The 17519-nt window shown below is 37.5% G+C and carries 10 protein-coding genes; all 10 read left to right on the plus strand.

Annotated elements, in window-relative coordinates; all coding sequences use genetic code 11:
* Positions 1–18 precede the first annotated feature (18 nt).
* The 10 genes from speE (at position 19) to gltB (ending at position 17480) form a co-directional block, all read left to right on the plus strand.
* The gene (gene speE / locus WMO42_RS07910; protein ID WP_349191984.1) at positions 19–885 is read left to right on the plus strand and encodes a polyamine aminopropyltransferase; all 867 of its coding nucleotides are present in this window, start codon (positions 19–21) and stop codon (positions 883–885) included.
* Between the two features lie 76 nt (positions 886–961).
* The gene (locus WMO42_RS07915; protein ID WP_349191986.1) at positions 962–2221 is read left to right on the plus strand and encodes a saccharopine dehydrogenase family protein; all 1260 of its coding nucleotides are present in this window, start codon (positions 962–964) and stop codon (positions 2219–2221) included.
* Positions 2222–2236: 15 nt separating this feature from the next.
* Positions 2237–3454, plus strand: a complete 1218-nt coding sequence (gene nspC / locus WMO42_RS07920) for a carboxynorspermidine decarboxylase (protein WP_090139943.1) — start codon at positions 2237–2239, stop codon at positions 3452–3454.
* Positions 3451–4608 carry an agmatine deiminase gene (gene aguA / locus WMO42_RS07925; protein ID WP_022502617.1) on the plus strand — a complete coding sequence of 386 codons (1158 nt, stop codon included), beginning with the start codon at positions 3451–3453 and terminating at the stop codon, positions 4606–4608. Before nspC ends, aguA begins: the two co-directional genes overlap by 4 nt.
* Positions 4609–4735: 127 nt before the next feature.
* Positions 4736–5602, plus strand: a complete 867-nt coding sequence (aguB, locus tag WMO42_RS07930; protein WP_022502618.1) for an N-carbamoylputrescine amidase — start codon at positions 4736–4738, stop codon at positions 5600–5602.
* Between the two features lie 16 nt (positions 5603–5618).
* Positions 5619–8225, plus strand: coding sequence for a translation factor GTPase family protein (locus WMO42_RS07935; RefSeq protein ID WP_349153303.1), 2607 nt, complete (start codon positions 5619–5621; stop codon positions 8223–8225).
* 25 nt (positions 8226–8250) lie between these two features.
* Positions 8251–9681, plus strand: a complete 1431-nt coding sequence (locus WMO42_RS07940; RefSeq protein WP_055174097.1) for a GDSL-type esterase/lipase family protein — start codon at positions 8251–8253, stop codon at positions 9679–9681.
* 102 nt (positions 9682–9783) lie between these two features.
* On the plus strand, positions 9784–11397 hold the full coding sequence (locus WMO42_RS07945) for an MBL fold metallo-hydrolase (protein WP_055174098.1): 1614 nt from the start codon (positions 9784–9786) through the stop codon (positions 11395–11397).
* Positions 11398–11501: 104 nt separating this feature from the next.
* A complete protein-coding gene (locus tag WMO42_RS07950) occupies positions 11502–12431 on the plus strand; it encodes a diacylglycerol kinase family protein (RefSeq protein ID WP_242854088.1) in 930 nt (309 codons plus the stop codon).
* A 507-nt stretch (positions 12432–12938) separates the two neighbouring features.
* Entirely contained in the window at positions 12939–17480 is a 4542-nt protein-coding gene (gene gltB, locus WMO42_RS07955; protein ID WP_055174100.1) for a glutamate synthase large subunit, read from the plus strand.
* Positions 17481–17519: the final 39 nt, after the last annotated feature.

The raw sequence follows: 17519 nt of genomic DNA on the forward strand, positions 1-17519 counted from the left end.
AAATGAGGATTATTTAATATGGAGATGTGGTTTTCAGAGCTTCATACAAGCAATGTGAAGCTTTCAATGAGAATAGAAGAACAATTGTGTTCGGTGGAGAGTGACTGTCAGAGGATTGATGTGCTTGTTTCAGATGAATTTGGTAAATTTCTTGCATTAGACGGAGAGATACTATTTTCTGAAAAAGACGAGTTTATATATGATGAGATGGTAACCCATATTCCAATGGCAGTCCACCCTGATGTAAAGAATGTATTAATAATCGGTGGAGCCGATGGCGGAGTTGCAAGAGAACTTATCAATTATAAATGTATAGAAAGAATAGATGTTGTTGAACCGGATGAAATGCTTGTTGAAGTATGTAGAAAGCATTTTCCTGAGCTTACCTGTGGACTGGATGATGACAGGGTTAATGTGTATATTCAGGATGCATTAAGATTTTTAAGAAATAAGACGGGTGATTATGACCTGATAATTAATGATGCGACAGATCCATTTGGATATACAGAAGGTTTATTCACCAAAGAATTTTATGGAAGCTGTTATAAAGCACTTAAAAGTGATGGCATTATGGTATATCAGCATGGAAGTCCGTTTTATTCAGAAGATAAAGATGAATGTGTGAAAATGCACAGAAAGGCATATCAGGCATTTCCTGTAAGCCGTGTATATCAGGCACATATACCAACTTGTTCATCAGGCTATTGGCTGTTTGGATTTGCTTCCAAGAAATATCATCCGCTTGATGATTTCAGACCGGAGGAATGGAAGAAGTTAGGTATAAAGACAAGATATTATACAACTAATCTTCACAGGGGAGCATTTATGCTTCCGGGTTATGTAGAACAGATGCTTGAAGAAGAAGAAAATGAGAAGAAAACCTGAAAAGAGTAATAGACAGTGTTTAAAAAGAAAGCGTTAAGATAATTAATAAACAGGGCTTAAAGAATGGAGGATAATTATGAGCAGAGTATTAATAATAGGTTGTGGTGGAGTTGCAACAGTGGCAATTAACAAGTGCTGTCAGAACAGTGATGTATTTACAGAGATATGTATAGCAAGCAGGACTAAGAGCAAATGTGATGCTTTAAAGGATAAATTACAGCCTGATACAAAGACAGTAATTACAACAGCAAAGGTTGATGCAGATAATGTAGAAGAACTTGTGAAGCTTATTGAAAGCTATAAACCAGAGGCAGTGCTTAACCTTGCACTTCCATATCAGGATTTAACAATAATGGATGCCTGCCTTAAGACAAAGGTGCATTATATTGATACTGCTAACTATGAAGCAGAAGATACCGAAGATCCTGAGTGGAGAGCTATATATGAAAAAAGATGTAAGGAAGAAGGTTTTTCAGCTTATTTTGATTATTCTTGGCAGTGGAATTATAAGAAGCAATTTGAAGAAGCTGGAATAATGGGACTTTTAGGAACGGGCTTTGATCCTGGTGTAACAAGTGTATTCTCAGCATATGCACTTAAACACTATTTTGATGAAATAGACACAATTGATATTCTTGACTGCAACGGCGGAGATCACGGCTATCCTTTTGCGACTAATTTTAATCCAGAGATTAATTTAAGAGAAGTATCAGCACCTGGCTCATATTGGGAAGATGGACACTGGGTAGAAGTACCAGCTATGTCTATTAAGAGAGAATATAATTTTCCACAGGTTGGAATGAAGGATATGTATCTTTTACATCACGAGGAGATAGAATCGCTTGCTAAAAACATTCCGGGAGTTAAAAGAATAAGATTTTTTATGACATTTGGACAGAGCTACCTTACACATATGAAATGTCTTGAGAATGTTGGAATGTTAAGAACTGACCCTGTAAAAGTCAATGGTGTTGAAGTTGTTCCTATACAGCTCTTAAAAGAACTTCTTCCAGATCCTGCTACGCTGGGAGAAAGAACAGTAGGAAAGACTAACATTGGCTGTATATTCAGGGGAAGAAAGGATGGAAAAGAAAAGACAATATATATTTATAATGTATGTGACCATCAGGAATGTTACAGGGAAGTTGAATCACAGGCAATATCATATACAACAGGAGTTCCTGCAATGATAGGAACAATGATGGTTGTCACAGGAATGTGGAATAAAGCAGGTGTATACAATGTGGAAGAATTTGATCCTGATCCATATATGGAAGCACTTAATAAATGGGGACTTCCTTGGGTAGTTGAGGAAAATCCACAGCTTGTAGAATAGAGGATATAAGAGTTGATGACAATAGATGATATTACAACACCAGCATATATTATAGATGAGAATATTCTGGTTCATAATCTTGAAATTTTAAAATATGTTGAAGACAAAACAGGATGTAAAATATTGCTTGCACAGAAAGCATTTTCAGCATTTTATGAATATCCGTTAATTGGCAGATACATAAGTGGCACAACAGCAAGTGGATTGTATGAGGCAAGGCTTGGCAGGGAAGAGATGAATAAAGAAAATCACGTCTATGCTCCTGCTTACAAAGAAAAGGATATAGATGAACTTGTAAAAATATGTGACCATATAATATTTAATTCCATAGGGCAGCTTATGCGTTATAAGGAAAAATGTATAAGAAGCGGTATCAGCATAGGACTTAGAATTAATCCGGAAATATCTACGCAGGGTGATAATGCAATATATGACCCTTGTGCGTATGGTTCAAGGCTTGGAGTAACTATTGATATGTTAAACAAGGCAGATGAGGAAGTTCTTAATGGAGTTGAGGGACTTCATTTTCATACTCTCTGTGAGCAGAATTCAGATGCACTTGCAATTACACTTAAAGCAGTTGAAGATAAATTCGGGCATATTATGAAGAATATGAAGTGGATTAATATGGGCGGTGGACATCATATAACAAGAAAAGATTATGATATAGATACACTTATTGGCTGCGTTAATCACATAAAGAGTGAATATAATGTACAGGTGTATTTAGAGCCGGGCGAGGCTGTTGCTCTTAATGCCGGTTATCTTGTTACAGAGGTGTTAGATAAGGTTGATAATGGAATCGAAACGCTTATACTTGATGCTTCTGCCGCGTGCCATATGCCAGATGTCCTCGAAATGCCATATACACCACCACTTCGGGGGGCACAGATAATTAAAAATATCAAAGAATATAAAGATGTTACTGCTGGTAAAGATATTCAGGAAAATGAAGATATTATGAAGTATAAAGATAAAAAAGAATACAGAGAAAATGTATACAGGCTGTCTTCATATACCTGTCTTGCAGGAGATATTATAGGTGATTATAAGTTTGACAGTAAGATTAATATAGGGGACAGGCTTGTATTTGAGGATATGGCGATATACTCAATGGTAAAGAATAATACATTTAATGGAATACCACTTCCAGCTATAGCGGTAATGAAAGATAAAGAAGTGCGGGTTATTAAAGAATTTGGTTATGAAGATTTTAAGTGGAGGCTTTCGTGAGAATAACAGATACTACACCTATAGAAGATGGCTATTATATGCCGGCAGAATATGACAGGCACAAGGCTACAATTATGATATGGCCTGTAAGGACAGGCTCGTGGCCTTATAATGCTGTAGCTGCACAGAATGTATTTGTGGATATTGCACATATAATATCCAGACACGAAAAAGTGTATATATTAGCAGATGAGAAGCACTATGCACAGGCAGAAGCAAGATTTATGAAAATAAAAGACGCTGTAACAGGAGAATGTAATAAAGCCAGTGAAGATATTAAAGCTGCCTGGAATATTGAAGTAGTCTGCATCGAAACAGATGATGCGTGGGCAAGAGATGTATGTCCCACGTTTGTAAAAAACGGACATACAGGTGATGTACGTGGGATTAACTGGAAATTCAATGCGTGGGGTGGCGATTATGACGGACTTTACAAGAATTGGGAAAAGGACGATAAAGCAGCTCTGCAATTCTGTAATATGACAGGATATGATTGCTATGATGCCAATCCGTTTGTGCTTGAGGGAGGTTCTATACACAGTGATGGTGAAGGTACGGTTATAGTAACTGACAGCTGTCTTTTAAGCAAGGGAAGAAATCCAGATATGAGCAGGGAACAGATTGAGCATAATCTTAAGAAATATCTAGGGGCAAAGAAAATTATATGGATTCCATATGGAATATATAATGATGAAACTAATGAACACGTTGATAATGTGTGTGCATTTACCTCACCAGCTAATGTAGTTCTTGCGTGGACGGATAATGAGGAAGATCCTCAATATGCAATGTCTTTGGCTGATATGAAGGTGCTTGAAAGAGAAACTGATGCCAGAGGACGTAAGTTTAATGTTCATAAACTGCATATACCGGATGTCCCAGTGTGCATAACTGATAATGATTTAAAGGGTCTTGTGTTTGAAGCAGGAGAAGATATGCGTGAAGCGGGAGAGCGGCTTGCGGCCAGTTATGCTAACTTCTATATAGCCAATGATATTGTGCTTGTTCCACAGTTTGGCGATGTTAAAGATAAGCAGGCAGTAGATCTTATTCAGAATCTTATGCCAGAGTATGAGGTTATTGGTGTGTATGCAAGAGATATAATTGTTGGTGGAGGCAATATACATTGTATTACACAGCAGATACCGCAATAACAGGATATATTAAAGTGGTATATATGTTACAGATTAGTGCTGCTGGCACAATTAAGGTATAAAAAGAAGTCAAAGCGTAATAGGTTATAGATTGGTTTTAGTGTGACAGACACGGAAATGAGGTAATATGAGCAGAAAAGTAAAAGCTGCGGCAATTCAGATGCGGTGCAGTAATAATGTCGGCGATAATATAAAAAAAGCTGATGAAATGACAAGAGAAGCAGTAAAAAAGGGAGCTAATATAATTCTTCTGCCAGAATTATTTGAAAGACAGTATTTCTGTCAGGAGAGAAGATATGAATATTACGCCTATGCCAAAAGCGTACAAGAAAATGATGCTGTCCAGCATTTTACACAGACTGCTAAGGAACTTGGAGTTGTTATAATTGTAAGTTTTTATGAAAAAAACATAAATGTGTTGTATAATACAGTTACGGTTATTGATGCTGATGGAAGCAATCTTGGAATATACAGAAAGACACATATTCCAGATGACCATTATTATCAGGAGAAATTCTATTTTACGCCGGGTAATACAGGATTTAAGGTGTTTAATACAAGGTTTGGCAATATAGGTATAGGAATATGCTGGGATCAGTGGTTCCCTGAAACGGCAAGAGCATTAGCAGTGAATGGTGCAGAGATATTATTCTATCCTACAGCTATAGGAAGTGAGCCTATACTTGAATGTGACAGTATGCCTCATTGGAGAAGGTGTATGCAGGGACACGCCGGCTGTAATCTTGTTCCTGTGGTGGCAGCTAACAGAATTGGAATAGAAACAGTAGACCCTTGCGAGGCAAATGGTGGACAGAAAAGTTCACTCAAGTTCTATGGTTCATCATTTATAACAGATAATACAGGTGAAGTCATATGTGAAGCAGGAAGAGATACAGAAGAAGTACTTGTTGCACAGTTTGATTTAGATGAATATATGACAGACAGATTATCGTGGGGATTATTCAGAGATAGAAGACCGGAAATATATAACTGAATTGGAGATAAACGTAGTGAAGAAACTTGTTATAGGTATGCTTGCCCACGTTGATGCAGGTAAGACAACATTATCTGAGAGCATATTGTATACATCGGGAGCTATAAGAAAGCTTGGAAGAGTAGATAACAAAGATGCGTTTCTTGATAATAATGATTATGAAAGACAGCGTGGAATAACGATATTTTCCAAGCAGGCAGTATTTACCTACAAAGATTTAGATGTTACATTGCTTGATACACCCGGACACGTTGATTTTTCGGCAGAGATGGAGAGAACGCTCTGGGTGCTTGATTATGCTGTTCTTGTTATTAACGGAATGGATGGGGTTCAGGGACATACAGAGACACTTTGGGGACTTTTAAAGAGATTAAAAGTCCCTGTGTTTATATTTGTCAATAAAATGGACCAGCAGGGAACAGACAGGCATAGAATATTAGAACAATTAAAGAATAAGTTATCATCAGGATGTGTGGATTTTGACAGGCTTGATTATGAAGAGCTTGCTGTGTGCAATGAAGAAGCATTAGAGCAGGTGTTAGATGAAGGCATTGTTGATGATAAGCTTATAGGAAATATGATAAGCCAAAGAGAAGTATTTCCTGTAATATTCGGCTCTGCATTAAGACTTGATGGAGTGGACAGACTTCTTGATATTATGAATAAATATTGTGAGGTATCTGAAAATGGTGATGATAAGCAGTCGGATATGTCAGCAAGAGTATATAAAATATCAAGAGATGACAGGGGTGAAAGGCTTACACACATTAAGGTTACAGGCGGAAGCCTTAAAGCTAAACAGCTTATTAATGGTGAGAAGATTAACCAGATCAGAATATATTCAGGTGAGAAGTACACTTCGGTAAATGAAGCTGTATGTGGAAGTATATGTGCAATAACAGGGCTGGAGGGCACCTATGCAGGACAGGCATTAGGCAGGGAGAATAATGATAATGCACCGGTGTTATCCCCTGTGCTTAATTATAAGATTAATCTTCCAGCAGGAACAGACCCGCTTATGATGCTTCCTAAACTTAAGATGATTGAGGAGGAAGAACCACAGCTTCACATTGAATGGAATGAGAGCTTTAAAGAAATACATGTGCAGGTTATGGGACCTGTTATGATAGAAGTCCTTCAGAATATTATTAAGGAACGTTTCGATTGTGATGTGACATTTTCTGAAGGAAGCATTGTATACAAGGAAACCATAGCTGATAAAGTTGAAGGAATCGGACATTTTGAGCCTTTAAGACATTATGCGGAGGTGCATCTTATATTAGAGCCGGGTGAAGCTGGGAGCGGTATGCAGTATGAGCTTGATTGTAGTGATGATATGCTTGCCAAGAACTGGCAGAGGCTTATATATACACATCTGTGCGAAAAGACACATAAGGGTGTGCTTACAGGTTCAGCACTTACTGATGTTAAGATAACGGTTGTTGCAGGCAGAGCACATAACAAGCATACAGAGGGCGGAGATTTCAGGCAGGCTACATACAGGGCAGTAAGAAATGGACTTATGCAGGCAGAGAGTGTACTGCTTGAGCCATTTTATGAATTCACTCTAATACTTGACAGACAGTATATAGGCAGGGCTATGACTGACTTTGAGAGAATGGGTGCACAGTTTGAGATTAACGATAATGGTGATGAAGCAGTAATAAAGGGTGCTGGTCCTGTTGCCACTGTTGGTAACTATCAGGCAGAGGTTAATGCGTACACTAGGGGAAAGGGAGTATTAAGACTTAAAATGTCTGGCTACAGACCTTGTCATAATACAGATGAGGTTATTGAACAAATCGGATATGAAGCCGAGAGAGATACAAGAAATCCAGCAGATTCAGTATTCTGTGCGCACGGTTCAGGTTTTAATGTGCCTTGGTATGAAGTCAAAGATTATGCACACGTTGACAGCGTGCTTAATCCAGTGGGAACTAATGAAAATGTAGTTCTCACACCAAAAGAAGCAGCAAGAACGGTATCTGATGAATGGATTGGAACAGATGAAGTTGACAGAATACTGGCACAGACGTACTTTGCTAACAGCAGGGGTGATAATGAAAGACGTAAGATGTCTAAAAGAAAAGCCTCTGATGAAATGGGAAGATATGTAACAGCCTCTGGCAGTGGAAGCTATAATAATGGACAGTATAAAGCTTCGCAGTCTAAGAAGCAGACAAATTCAATATCGTATCTTCTTGTAGACGGCTATAATATAATACACGCGTGGAGCGAGCTTGAGGAATTGTCAAGAATTAATATGGACAGTGCAAGGGATAAGCTTCTTGATATAATGTGCAATTATCAGGGTATGAAGAAGTGTGAGCTTATCGTTGTATTTGATGCTTACAGGGTATCAGGACATCATGAAGAATATATGGACTATCATAATATTCACGTTGTATACACGAAAGAGGCAGAAACGGCAGACCATTATATAGAAAAGTTTGCACATGAGAATGGAAAGAAATATAATATAACAGTTGCTACATCAGATGGACTTGAGCAGGTTATTATCCGTGGAGCAGGCTGTCTTTTGTATTCAGCAAGAGAATTTGAGAAAGAGGTAAAAGCTATGGAGGAGCATATCCGCAGCGATTACCTTAACAGGACATATTAATTAATGGAAATCGAGGTTATGGATTATGAGTACATTATGGGTTATAGGAGATTCAACAGTAAGCAGTTTTGAGGATAAATACTACTATCCAAGATATGGTTATGGAACAATGCTTGATAAGTACCTTAATGATAATGTCAAGGTTGTCAACATTGCATTATCTGGCAGAAGCAGTAAGAGTTATCTTTCAGAGCCTGAATATAATACGCTTATTAATGGAATGAAGCAGGGTGATTATCTTTTAATAGGTTTTGGACACAATGATGAAAAGACAGAGAAGGAAAGATATACAAGTCCTGTTGGTGACTATATGACAGAAGGAACATTTGCTAATACTTTATATGTTAATTATATCAGGAAAGCAAGGAATGCAGGCTGTTATCCTATACTTTGTACTCCTATTGTAAGAAGAAGTGCATCTGGCGAATGGAAAGCCACAGAACTTCATATTACACAGGACGTTGCACAGTATAAAGGCGGAGATTATGCACTTGCAGTAAGAGAATTAGGAAAAGCCGTTGGCGTTCCGGTTATAGATATGACACAGCTTACCAGGGATGAATATGAAAAGTTAGGATCTGATAATACAATATATCTTCATGCGTGGCCATCTAATAATAAGCTGAGCGTTGATAATACACATACTAACATATGGGGAGCAAGGGTTAATGCTTATATGATAATGTCAGCAGTGAAAGAACTTAATATAAGTGGTCTGTCGGAAAATGTTGTGAACATTGATAACAACCCATTAGATTATAAAGAAAAGTTTCTTGTATCTAATAAAGATTATGTTCCAGTTGTATTCAGCGATAAGCTTCCAGACAGCAGATTGTTTAAGGATTATGGAGAGTACAAGGCGGCTGTATTTGGTGATGTATTAGGAGAAGTTGATGATACAGACTTTACTCTTGGAACAGATGCTAATGGAGATATGAACATAGCTGTCAGAAATAACAGAGGCAAGATATCTGCTGTAACAGACGGCATTGCTATGTATTATAAAAAAGTTGATATAACAGAGCATTTTACTCTTACAGCAACAGTTAAGGTTAATAAAATATTTGCTAATGACCAGGTATCTTTTGGGCTTATGGTAAGAGATGACTGCTATATTGATAAGAATATGCCTGACATATTAGGAGATTATGTTGCCGCCGCACCATTATTTATAACAAAGGGTGAGAAGGCGACAGCTACATTTGCAAGACGAAGCGGACAGCTTGTGCTTGGAAAAGATACGAATGAGGTTATAAAAGAAGGTGGGGAGTATGAGCTTATGCTTTCATCTTCTTCTGACGGATATGCGGCTAAGTTTGGAAAGGGTGATGTTATTACAGGCGGATATGATTTTAAGCTTACTGCAATTGACCCGGCTCATGTATATGTAGGAATGTTCGTATCAAGAAATGCAGATGTTATATTTTCTAATATTAAATATACAAAGAATGAATAAAATGTTATAATAAATCTAACAAAATATAGAACATAGAAGAAGGCTGTGTTTCATATATTAAACAGGATTGTGTTAATTGAATATTGGACTGGGGGTATGCTTATGAGAATAACATTTTTAGGAGCAGATCACGAGGTGACAGGAAGCTGCCATTATCTACAGGTGGCAGACAAGAACATTTTAATTGATTGCGGAATGGAGCAGGGCAATGATGTGTATGAGAATCAGGAGCTTCCAATTCCAGCGTGTGATGTTGATTATGTGCTTCTTACCCACGCACATATTGACCATTCAGGACTTATTCCACTTCTTTATGTGAATGGTTTCAGGGGAAAGATATACTGTACAGAGGCGACAGTACAGCTATGTGACATAATGTTAAGAGATAGTGCACATATACAGATGTTTGAAGCTGAGTGGCGTAACAGAAAGGCTAAGCGTTCTAATGGCACTTTAAAGGAATTTATTCCATTATATGATGCAAAAGCAGTATATGAGGTTATGAAGCAGTTCGTTGGTCTTGAATATGAGAAGATTGTAAAGATTGATGATAATGTGAGCATAAGATTAAGAGATGTAGGACATCTGCTTGGTTCTGCCAGTATTGAAGTATGGGCATCAGAAGATACACCAGAGGGCAGGGTTGAAAGAAAGCTTGTATTCTCTGGAGATATAGGCAATGTTCATAAGCCGATAACCAAGGACCCTGCAACAGTTGCAGATGCAGATTATGTTGTTATGGAGTCAACTTATGGCAACAGAAGTCATAATGGAACACCTGATTATGTGGCTGAGCTTGTCAAAGTATTCAAGCGTACATTTGACAGAGGCGGTAATGTTGTTATACCATCATTTGCGGTTGGAAGAACACAGGAGCTTTTATATCATATAAGAAAGATAAAAGCGGATGGACTTATGGACAGGGATTTTGATGTGTATGTCGACAGCCCTCTTGCAATTGAAGCTACAGAGGTGTTTAGTAAGAATGTAGAGCAGTGCTTTGATGAAGATGCGATTGAACTTGTAAGACAGGGGATTAATCCTTTATCTTTTCCGGGGCTTAAATATGCCATATCAAGTGAAGAGTCCAAGATGATTAATTTTGATACTAATCCTAAGGTAATCATATCAGCATCTGGTATGTGTGAGGCCGGACGAATAAGACATCATTTAAAGCACAATCTGTGGAGACCAGAGTGTACGATACTTTTTGTAGGTTATCAGGCCAATGGTACAACAGGACGAATTATTGTTGACGGAATTGACGAGATTAAGTTATTTGGTGAGCCAATTCAGGTAAAAGCAGAGATTGCACAGCTTCCGGGTTCAAGCGGACACGCTGATAAAGACGGTCTGATTCATTGGGTGAATGCATTTACCAATAAGCCAAGAAAGGTATTCGTTGTACACGGTGAGGACAGTGTGTGTGAAGAATTTACACAATGTCTTAAAGAAGAATATGGTTTTGATGCGTATGCTCCATATACCGGCACTTCATTTGACCTGATTACAGGACAGATGATTGCTGAGGGCAATAAGGAGAAGAAGAGCAGAAGAACAACAGTTAATAAGCGTAATAAGAGCGTATTTGACAGGCTTGTTGCGGCTGGTAAGAGACTTATGAGTGTTATTGCACACAATGAGGGCGGTGCGAATAAGGATCTTGCGAAGTTTACAGACCAGATTAATTCACTTTGCGATAAATGGGACAGATAAGAGAATAATTTAAGATGAAATAATTATAAATATAATAATAGTAAATTATTATTAATAATATAATTATATATAATTTAAGCGATTAGATAAGAATGGAGATTATTATGAAAAAAATGCTTTTTGTATTCAATCCTAATTCTGGTAAGGCTCAGATTAAGAATTCTTTGTTAAAGATTATTCAGATATTCTCCAATGCGGACTATGAGGTTACTGTGTATCCTACGAAAGCAGCACTGGACGGATTTGAGAGAGTTAAAGCTGATGAAGGACGATATGATGTTATTGTATGCAGTGGCGGCGATGGTACTCTTAATGAGATTGTCAGTGCTGTAGCAGGATATAGTACAGTTAAACCACCGATAGGTTATATTCCAAGCGGTTCTACTAATGATTTTGCCAGGAGTCTTGGAATACCGTCAGATAAGATCAGGGCTGCTTGCAATATAATCAATGGTGAAAGCTTTCCATGCGATATAGGAATTGCCAATGACCATAAATATTTTAATTATGTGGCAGCTTTTGGTGCATTTACAGATGTTGCCTACGAAACACCGCAGGATCTTAAGAATGTGTTAGGTCATCAGGCGTATGTTATTGAGGGTGTTAAGAGATTATCTAATCTTAAGGCTTGCAGAATGAAGATTAAGAGCGACGAACTTAATGTGGAAGATTCATTTATATATGGAATGGTTAGCAACGCAAGCTCAATAGGCGGAATGAAAGGCCTTATAGCAGAAGGAGTTGATTATCAGGACGGAATGTTTGAAGTTACCCTTATAAGGGAGATTAAGAATCCTATGGATTTACAGGCAATAGTTAATGCTTTTATAACACAGAAGATAGATGACTGCGATATGGTATATACATTTAAGACCAAGGATATAACATTTGAGTCAAAGGAAGAAGTTAAGTGGACACTTGACGGAGAATTTGGAGGCATACATAATAATGTCAACTTAAAAGTCTGCCAGAAAGCGGTGGATTTCATAGTTAAGAAAAGAAGGAAAAAAGAAGAAAAAGATTTATTAAATTAATAAGCGGATTGATAAAGTTAATTAAATTAATAATTGTTTGTAAAAAATATGTCGAAATATTAAATAATTAAAGTGATAAAAGCTATCAGCAAGGGTATATGGCTTTTATCACTTTATTTTTTTACAACTTTAGTTTTAAGGGCAGAAAATGGAACTTAAAAGATAAACAATTTAGACACAATTTTAAATTTTATGATAAAGTGATGTTGGAATATGGGCTGATAGAAAGATGACTTGATATATAAAATGTATTAATATGTTTGCGTATAATATATTTTAAGTGCTGATTCAATGAAATAGTCAGATAATAATGTATTAAATTACAAATAATTGAATAATCTGATAATTTAACCAAATAAAAAGTTTACAAGATAAAAAAATAGGAGTATATTAAGCACAAGAAAAACAAGTCTACCACATTTGTGGGTTAAATCAGACGATTGTTAATTATACAAATCATACGATAAGACTTGCATTACAGATTATATATGAAAGGATGAGCAGACTATGGAAAATCAAAATAATCAGCCTGGACTTTACAGCCCACAGTTTGAACACGATAACTGTGGCATCGGTGCAGTTGTAAGCATCAAGGGAGTAAAGACACATCAGACAGTATCAGACGCATTAAGCATCGTTGAGAACCTCGAACACAGAGCAGGTAAAGATGCAGAGGGAAAGACTGGTGATGGTGTAGGTATCCTTCTTCAAATATCACATAAATTCTTTAAGAAAGCAGTTAAACCTCTTGGAATTAAGATTGGTGAGGAAAGAGAGTATGGTGTAGGTATGTTCTTCTTCCCACAGGACGAACTTGCAAGAAACCGTGCTAAGAAGATGTTTGAAATCATCGTTGAAAAAGAAGGTCTTGAGTTCTTAGGCTGGAGAGAAGTTCCAACATTTCCTAATGTACTTGGTAAAAAGGCAGTTGACTGTATGCCATACATTATGCAGGGCTTTGTAAAGAAACCTAAGGATGTTAATAAGGGAATTGACTTTGATAGAAAGCTTTATGTTGCAAGACGTGTATTCGAGCAGACAGCAGAAGATACATATGTCTGTTCGCTTTCAAGCAGAACTATTGTATACAAGGGTATGTTCCTTGTTGGACAGTTAAGAACATTCTTTAAGGATCTTGTAGATGAAGATTATGAGTCAGCTATTGCACTTGTTCATTCAAGATTTTCAACTAACACTAACCCAAGCTGGGAACGTGCTCATCCTAATAGATTTATTGTTCATAATGGTGAGATTAATACAATCAAAGGTAACGCAGATAGAATGTTATCAAGAGAAGAAACTATGGTTTCTCCATATCTTGAAGATGAAATGTCTAAGATAACACCAGTTGTTAATACTAACGGTTCAGATTCAGCTATGTTAGATAATACTCTTGAATTCTTTGTAATGAATGGTATGCCACTTCCACTTGCTGTTATGATTACAATTCCAGAGCCTTGGAGCAATAATAAAGCTATGGAGCAGGAGAAGAAAGACTTCTACCAGTATTATGCAACAATGATGGAGCCTTGGGACGGACCTGCTTCAATCCTCTTCTCAGATGGAGATATTATGGGAGCAGTTCTTGATAGAAATGGTCTTCGTCCTTCAAGATACTATATTACTAATGATGGTTATCTTATTCTTTCATCAGAAGTAGGTGCACTTCCAATAGATGAGAGTAGAATTAAAGTTAAGGACAGACTTCATCCAGGAAAAATGCTTCTTGTAGATACAGTTAAGGGAGAGCTTATTGATGATGACAAGCTTAAAGAGCAGTATGCAACTAAGCAGCCTTATGGTGAATGGCTTGATAACAATCTTATAAATCTTTGTGATTTAAAGATTCCTAACAAGAAAGTTCCAACACATACTAAGGAAGAAAGAGCAAGATTACAGAAAGCTTTCGGTTATACATATGAAGATTTCAGAACATCAATACTTCCAATGGCACTTAATGGAGCAGAGTCAATTGGAGCTATGGGTATAGATACACCACTTGCGGTGCTTTCTAACAGACACCAGCCTTTATTTAACTATTTTAAGCAGTTATTTGCACAGGTTACTAATCCACCTATTGATTCGATAAGAGAAAAGATTGTAACTTCAACTACTGTATATCTTGGTAAAGATGGAAATGTGCTTGAGGAAAAGCCAGAGAACTGTAAGAACTTAAAGATTAACAATCCTATTCTTACTAATACAGATCTTTTAAAGATTAAGAATATGAAAGTTGAAGGCTTTAAGGTAGAGACAATTCCTATTACATATTATAAGAATACATCAATTGAAAAGGCTATTGACCATATATTCGTAGAGGTTGACAGGGCACACAGAGAAGGTGCTAACATCATTATCCTTTCAGACAGGGGTGTTGATGAGAATCACGTTGCAATTCCATCACTTCTTGCAGTAGGTGCTGTACAGCATTACCTTGTACAGACTAAGAAGAGAACAAGTATGGCAGTTATACTTGAAAGTGGTGAGCCAAGAGATGTACATCATTTTGCAACACTTTTAGGATATGGTGCATCAGCTATCAACCCATATCTTGCACAGGAGAGCATACAGGAGCTTATCGATCTTAATATGCTTGACAAGGATTACTATGCAGCAGTTGATGACTACAACAATGCTATTATAAGTGGTATTGTTAAGATTGCAGCTAAAATGGGTATTTCAACAATCCAGTCATATCAGGGTGCTAAGATATTTGAGGCAATTGGTATTAACTCAGATGTAATTAATAAGTACTTCACTGGTACTGTATCAAGAATTGAAGGAATCGGACTTAAGGATATTCAGGAAGATGTGGAAACACTTCATTCTAAGGCATTTGATCCACTTGGACTTTCAACAGATACAACTCTTGACAGTGAGGGCGCTCATAAGATGAGAAGTGGAAAAGAAGAACATCTTTACAATCCACAGACAATACATCTTTTACAGCTTGCAGCACGTACAGGTGATTATAATACATTTAAGGAATATACAGCTCTTGTTAATAAAGAAGAGGGCGTTAAGAACTTAAGAGGACTTATGGATATCAAGTTCCCTAAGAAGGGAATAAATATAGATCAGGTAGAGAGTGTTGATTCTATCGTTAAGAGATTTAAGACCGGTGCCATGTCATACGGTTCCATCTCTAAGGAAGCACACGAGACTATGGCTATTGCTATGAATATGCTTCACGGCAAGTCTAACTCAGGTGAAGGTGGAGAAGATGAAGACAGACTTACAGTAGGTGCTGACGGACTTAACAGATGTTCAGCTATCAAGCAGGTAGCTTCAGGACGTTTTGGTGTTACAAGCAAGTATCTTGTAAGTGCTAAGGAAATCCAGATTAAGATGGCACAGGGTGCTAAGCCAGGTGAAGGTGGACATCTTCCAGGAAAGAAGGTATATCCTTGGATTGCAAAGACACGTCTTTCAACACCAGGTGTATCACTTATATCACCACCACCTCATCACGACATTTATTCTATCGAAGATTTAGCACAGCTTATATATGATTTAAAGAATGCCAACAAGAATGCAAGAATATCAGTTAAGCTTGTATCAGAAGCAGGTGTTGGTACTATAGCTTCTGGTGTTGCCAAGGCAGGTGCACAGGTTATCCTTATATCAGGTTATGATGGAGGTACTGGTGCAGCTCCAAGAAGTTCTATACATAATGCAGGACTTCCTTGGGAATTAGGACTTGCAGAAGCTCATCAGACACTTACAATGAACGGACTTCGTAATAAGGTTATAATCGAGACAGATGGTAAGCTTATGAGCGGACGTGATGTTGCAATAGCAGCTATGCTTGGTGCAGAAGAATTCGGTTTTGCAACAGCTCCACTTGTAACAATGGGCTGTGTAATGATGAGAGTATGTAACCTTGATACTTGTCCAGTTGGTATTGCTACACAGAATCCTGAGCTTAGAAAGAGATTTGCAGGCAAGCCTGAATATGTTGTCAACTTTATGAGATTTATCGCACAGGAGCTTCGTGAATATATGGCAAAGCTTGGTGTTAAGACTGTTGATGAACTTGTAGGAAGAACAGATTTCCTTGAAGCAAGAGAAGATGTAGAGGGAAGCGGAAGAGCTTCAAAGGTTGACCTTTCTAATATACTTAACAATCCTTATGTTAAGGAAGCTTCTTCAATTAAGTATGATAAGAAGAATGTATATGACTTTGAACTTGAGAAGACAGTAGATGAGAAGATTCTTATTAAGAAGCTTTCGGATGCTATGGATAAGAAGCAGAAGAGAAGTGTTGAGGTTGATGTAACTAATACAGATAGAGCATTAGGAACACTTCTTGGTGCAGAGATAACAAGAAGATTTGGTGAGAGCCTTGCAGAAGATACTTATACAGTTAAATGTACAGGTGCTGGCGGACAGAGCTTCGGTGCATTTATCCCTAAGGGACTTACACTTGAACTTGTCGGTGACAGCAACGATTACTTCGGAAAAGGTCTTTCAGGTGGTAAGCTTATTGTATATCCACCAACAGGTGTATCTTATAAGGAAGATGAGAATATCATCATCGGTAACGTAGCACTCTATGGAGCAACAAGTGGCAAGGCATTTATCAATGGTGTAGCAGGTGAGAGATTCTGTGTACGTAACTCTGGTGCAACAGCAGTTGTTGAAGGTACTGGCGACCATGGTTGTGAATATATGACAGGCGGAAGGGTTGTTGTACTTGGTAGAACTGGTAAGAACTTCGCAGCAGGTATGAGCGGCGGTGTTGCATATGTTCTTGATGATGACACAACACTTTATAAGAGAGTCAACAAGCAGCTTGTATCACTTGAACCTGTAACTAACAAGTATGATGTACTTGAACTTAAGCAGATGATTACAGAACACGTTGCTTATACTAATTCTAAGAAGGGTAAAGAAGTGTTAGACAACTTTGGCGAATATCTTCCTAAGTTTAAGAAGATTATGCCACATGATTATAAGAAGATGCTTAATATGATTGTTCAGATGGAAGAAAAAGGTCTTAGCAGTGAACAGGCTCAGATTGAAGCATTTTATGCAGCAACTAAGTAAGATAGAAATGTACAATAACAGATATGTATTAGCAGATTA

The sequence above is a fragment of the Lachnospira sp. CLA-JM-H23 genome, assembly GCF_040096425.1.
Classification (GTDB): Bacteria; Bacillota; Clostridia; order Lachnospirales; family Lachnospiraceae; genus Lachnospira; species Lachnospira rogosae.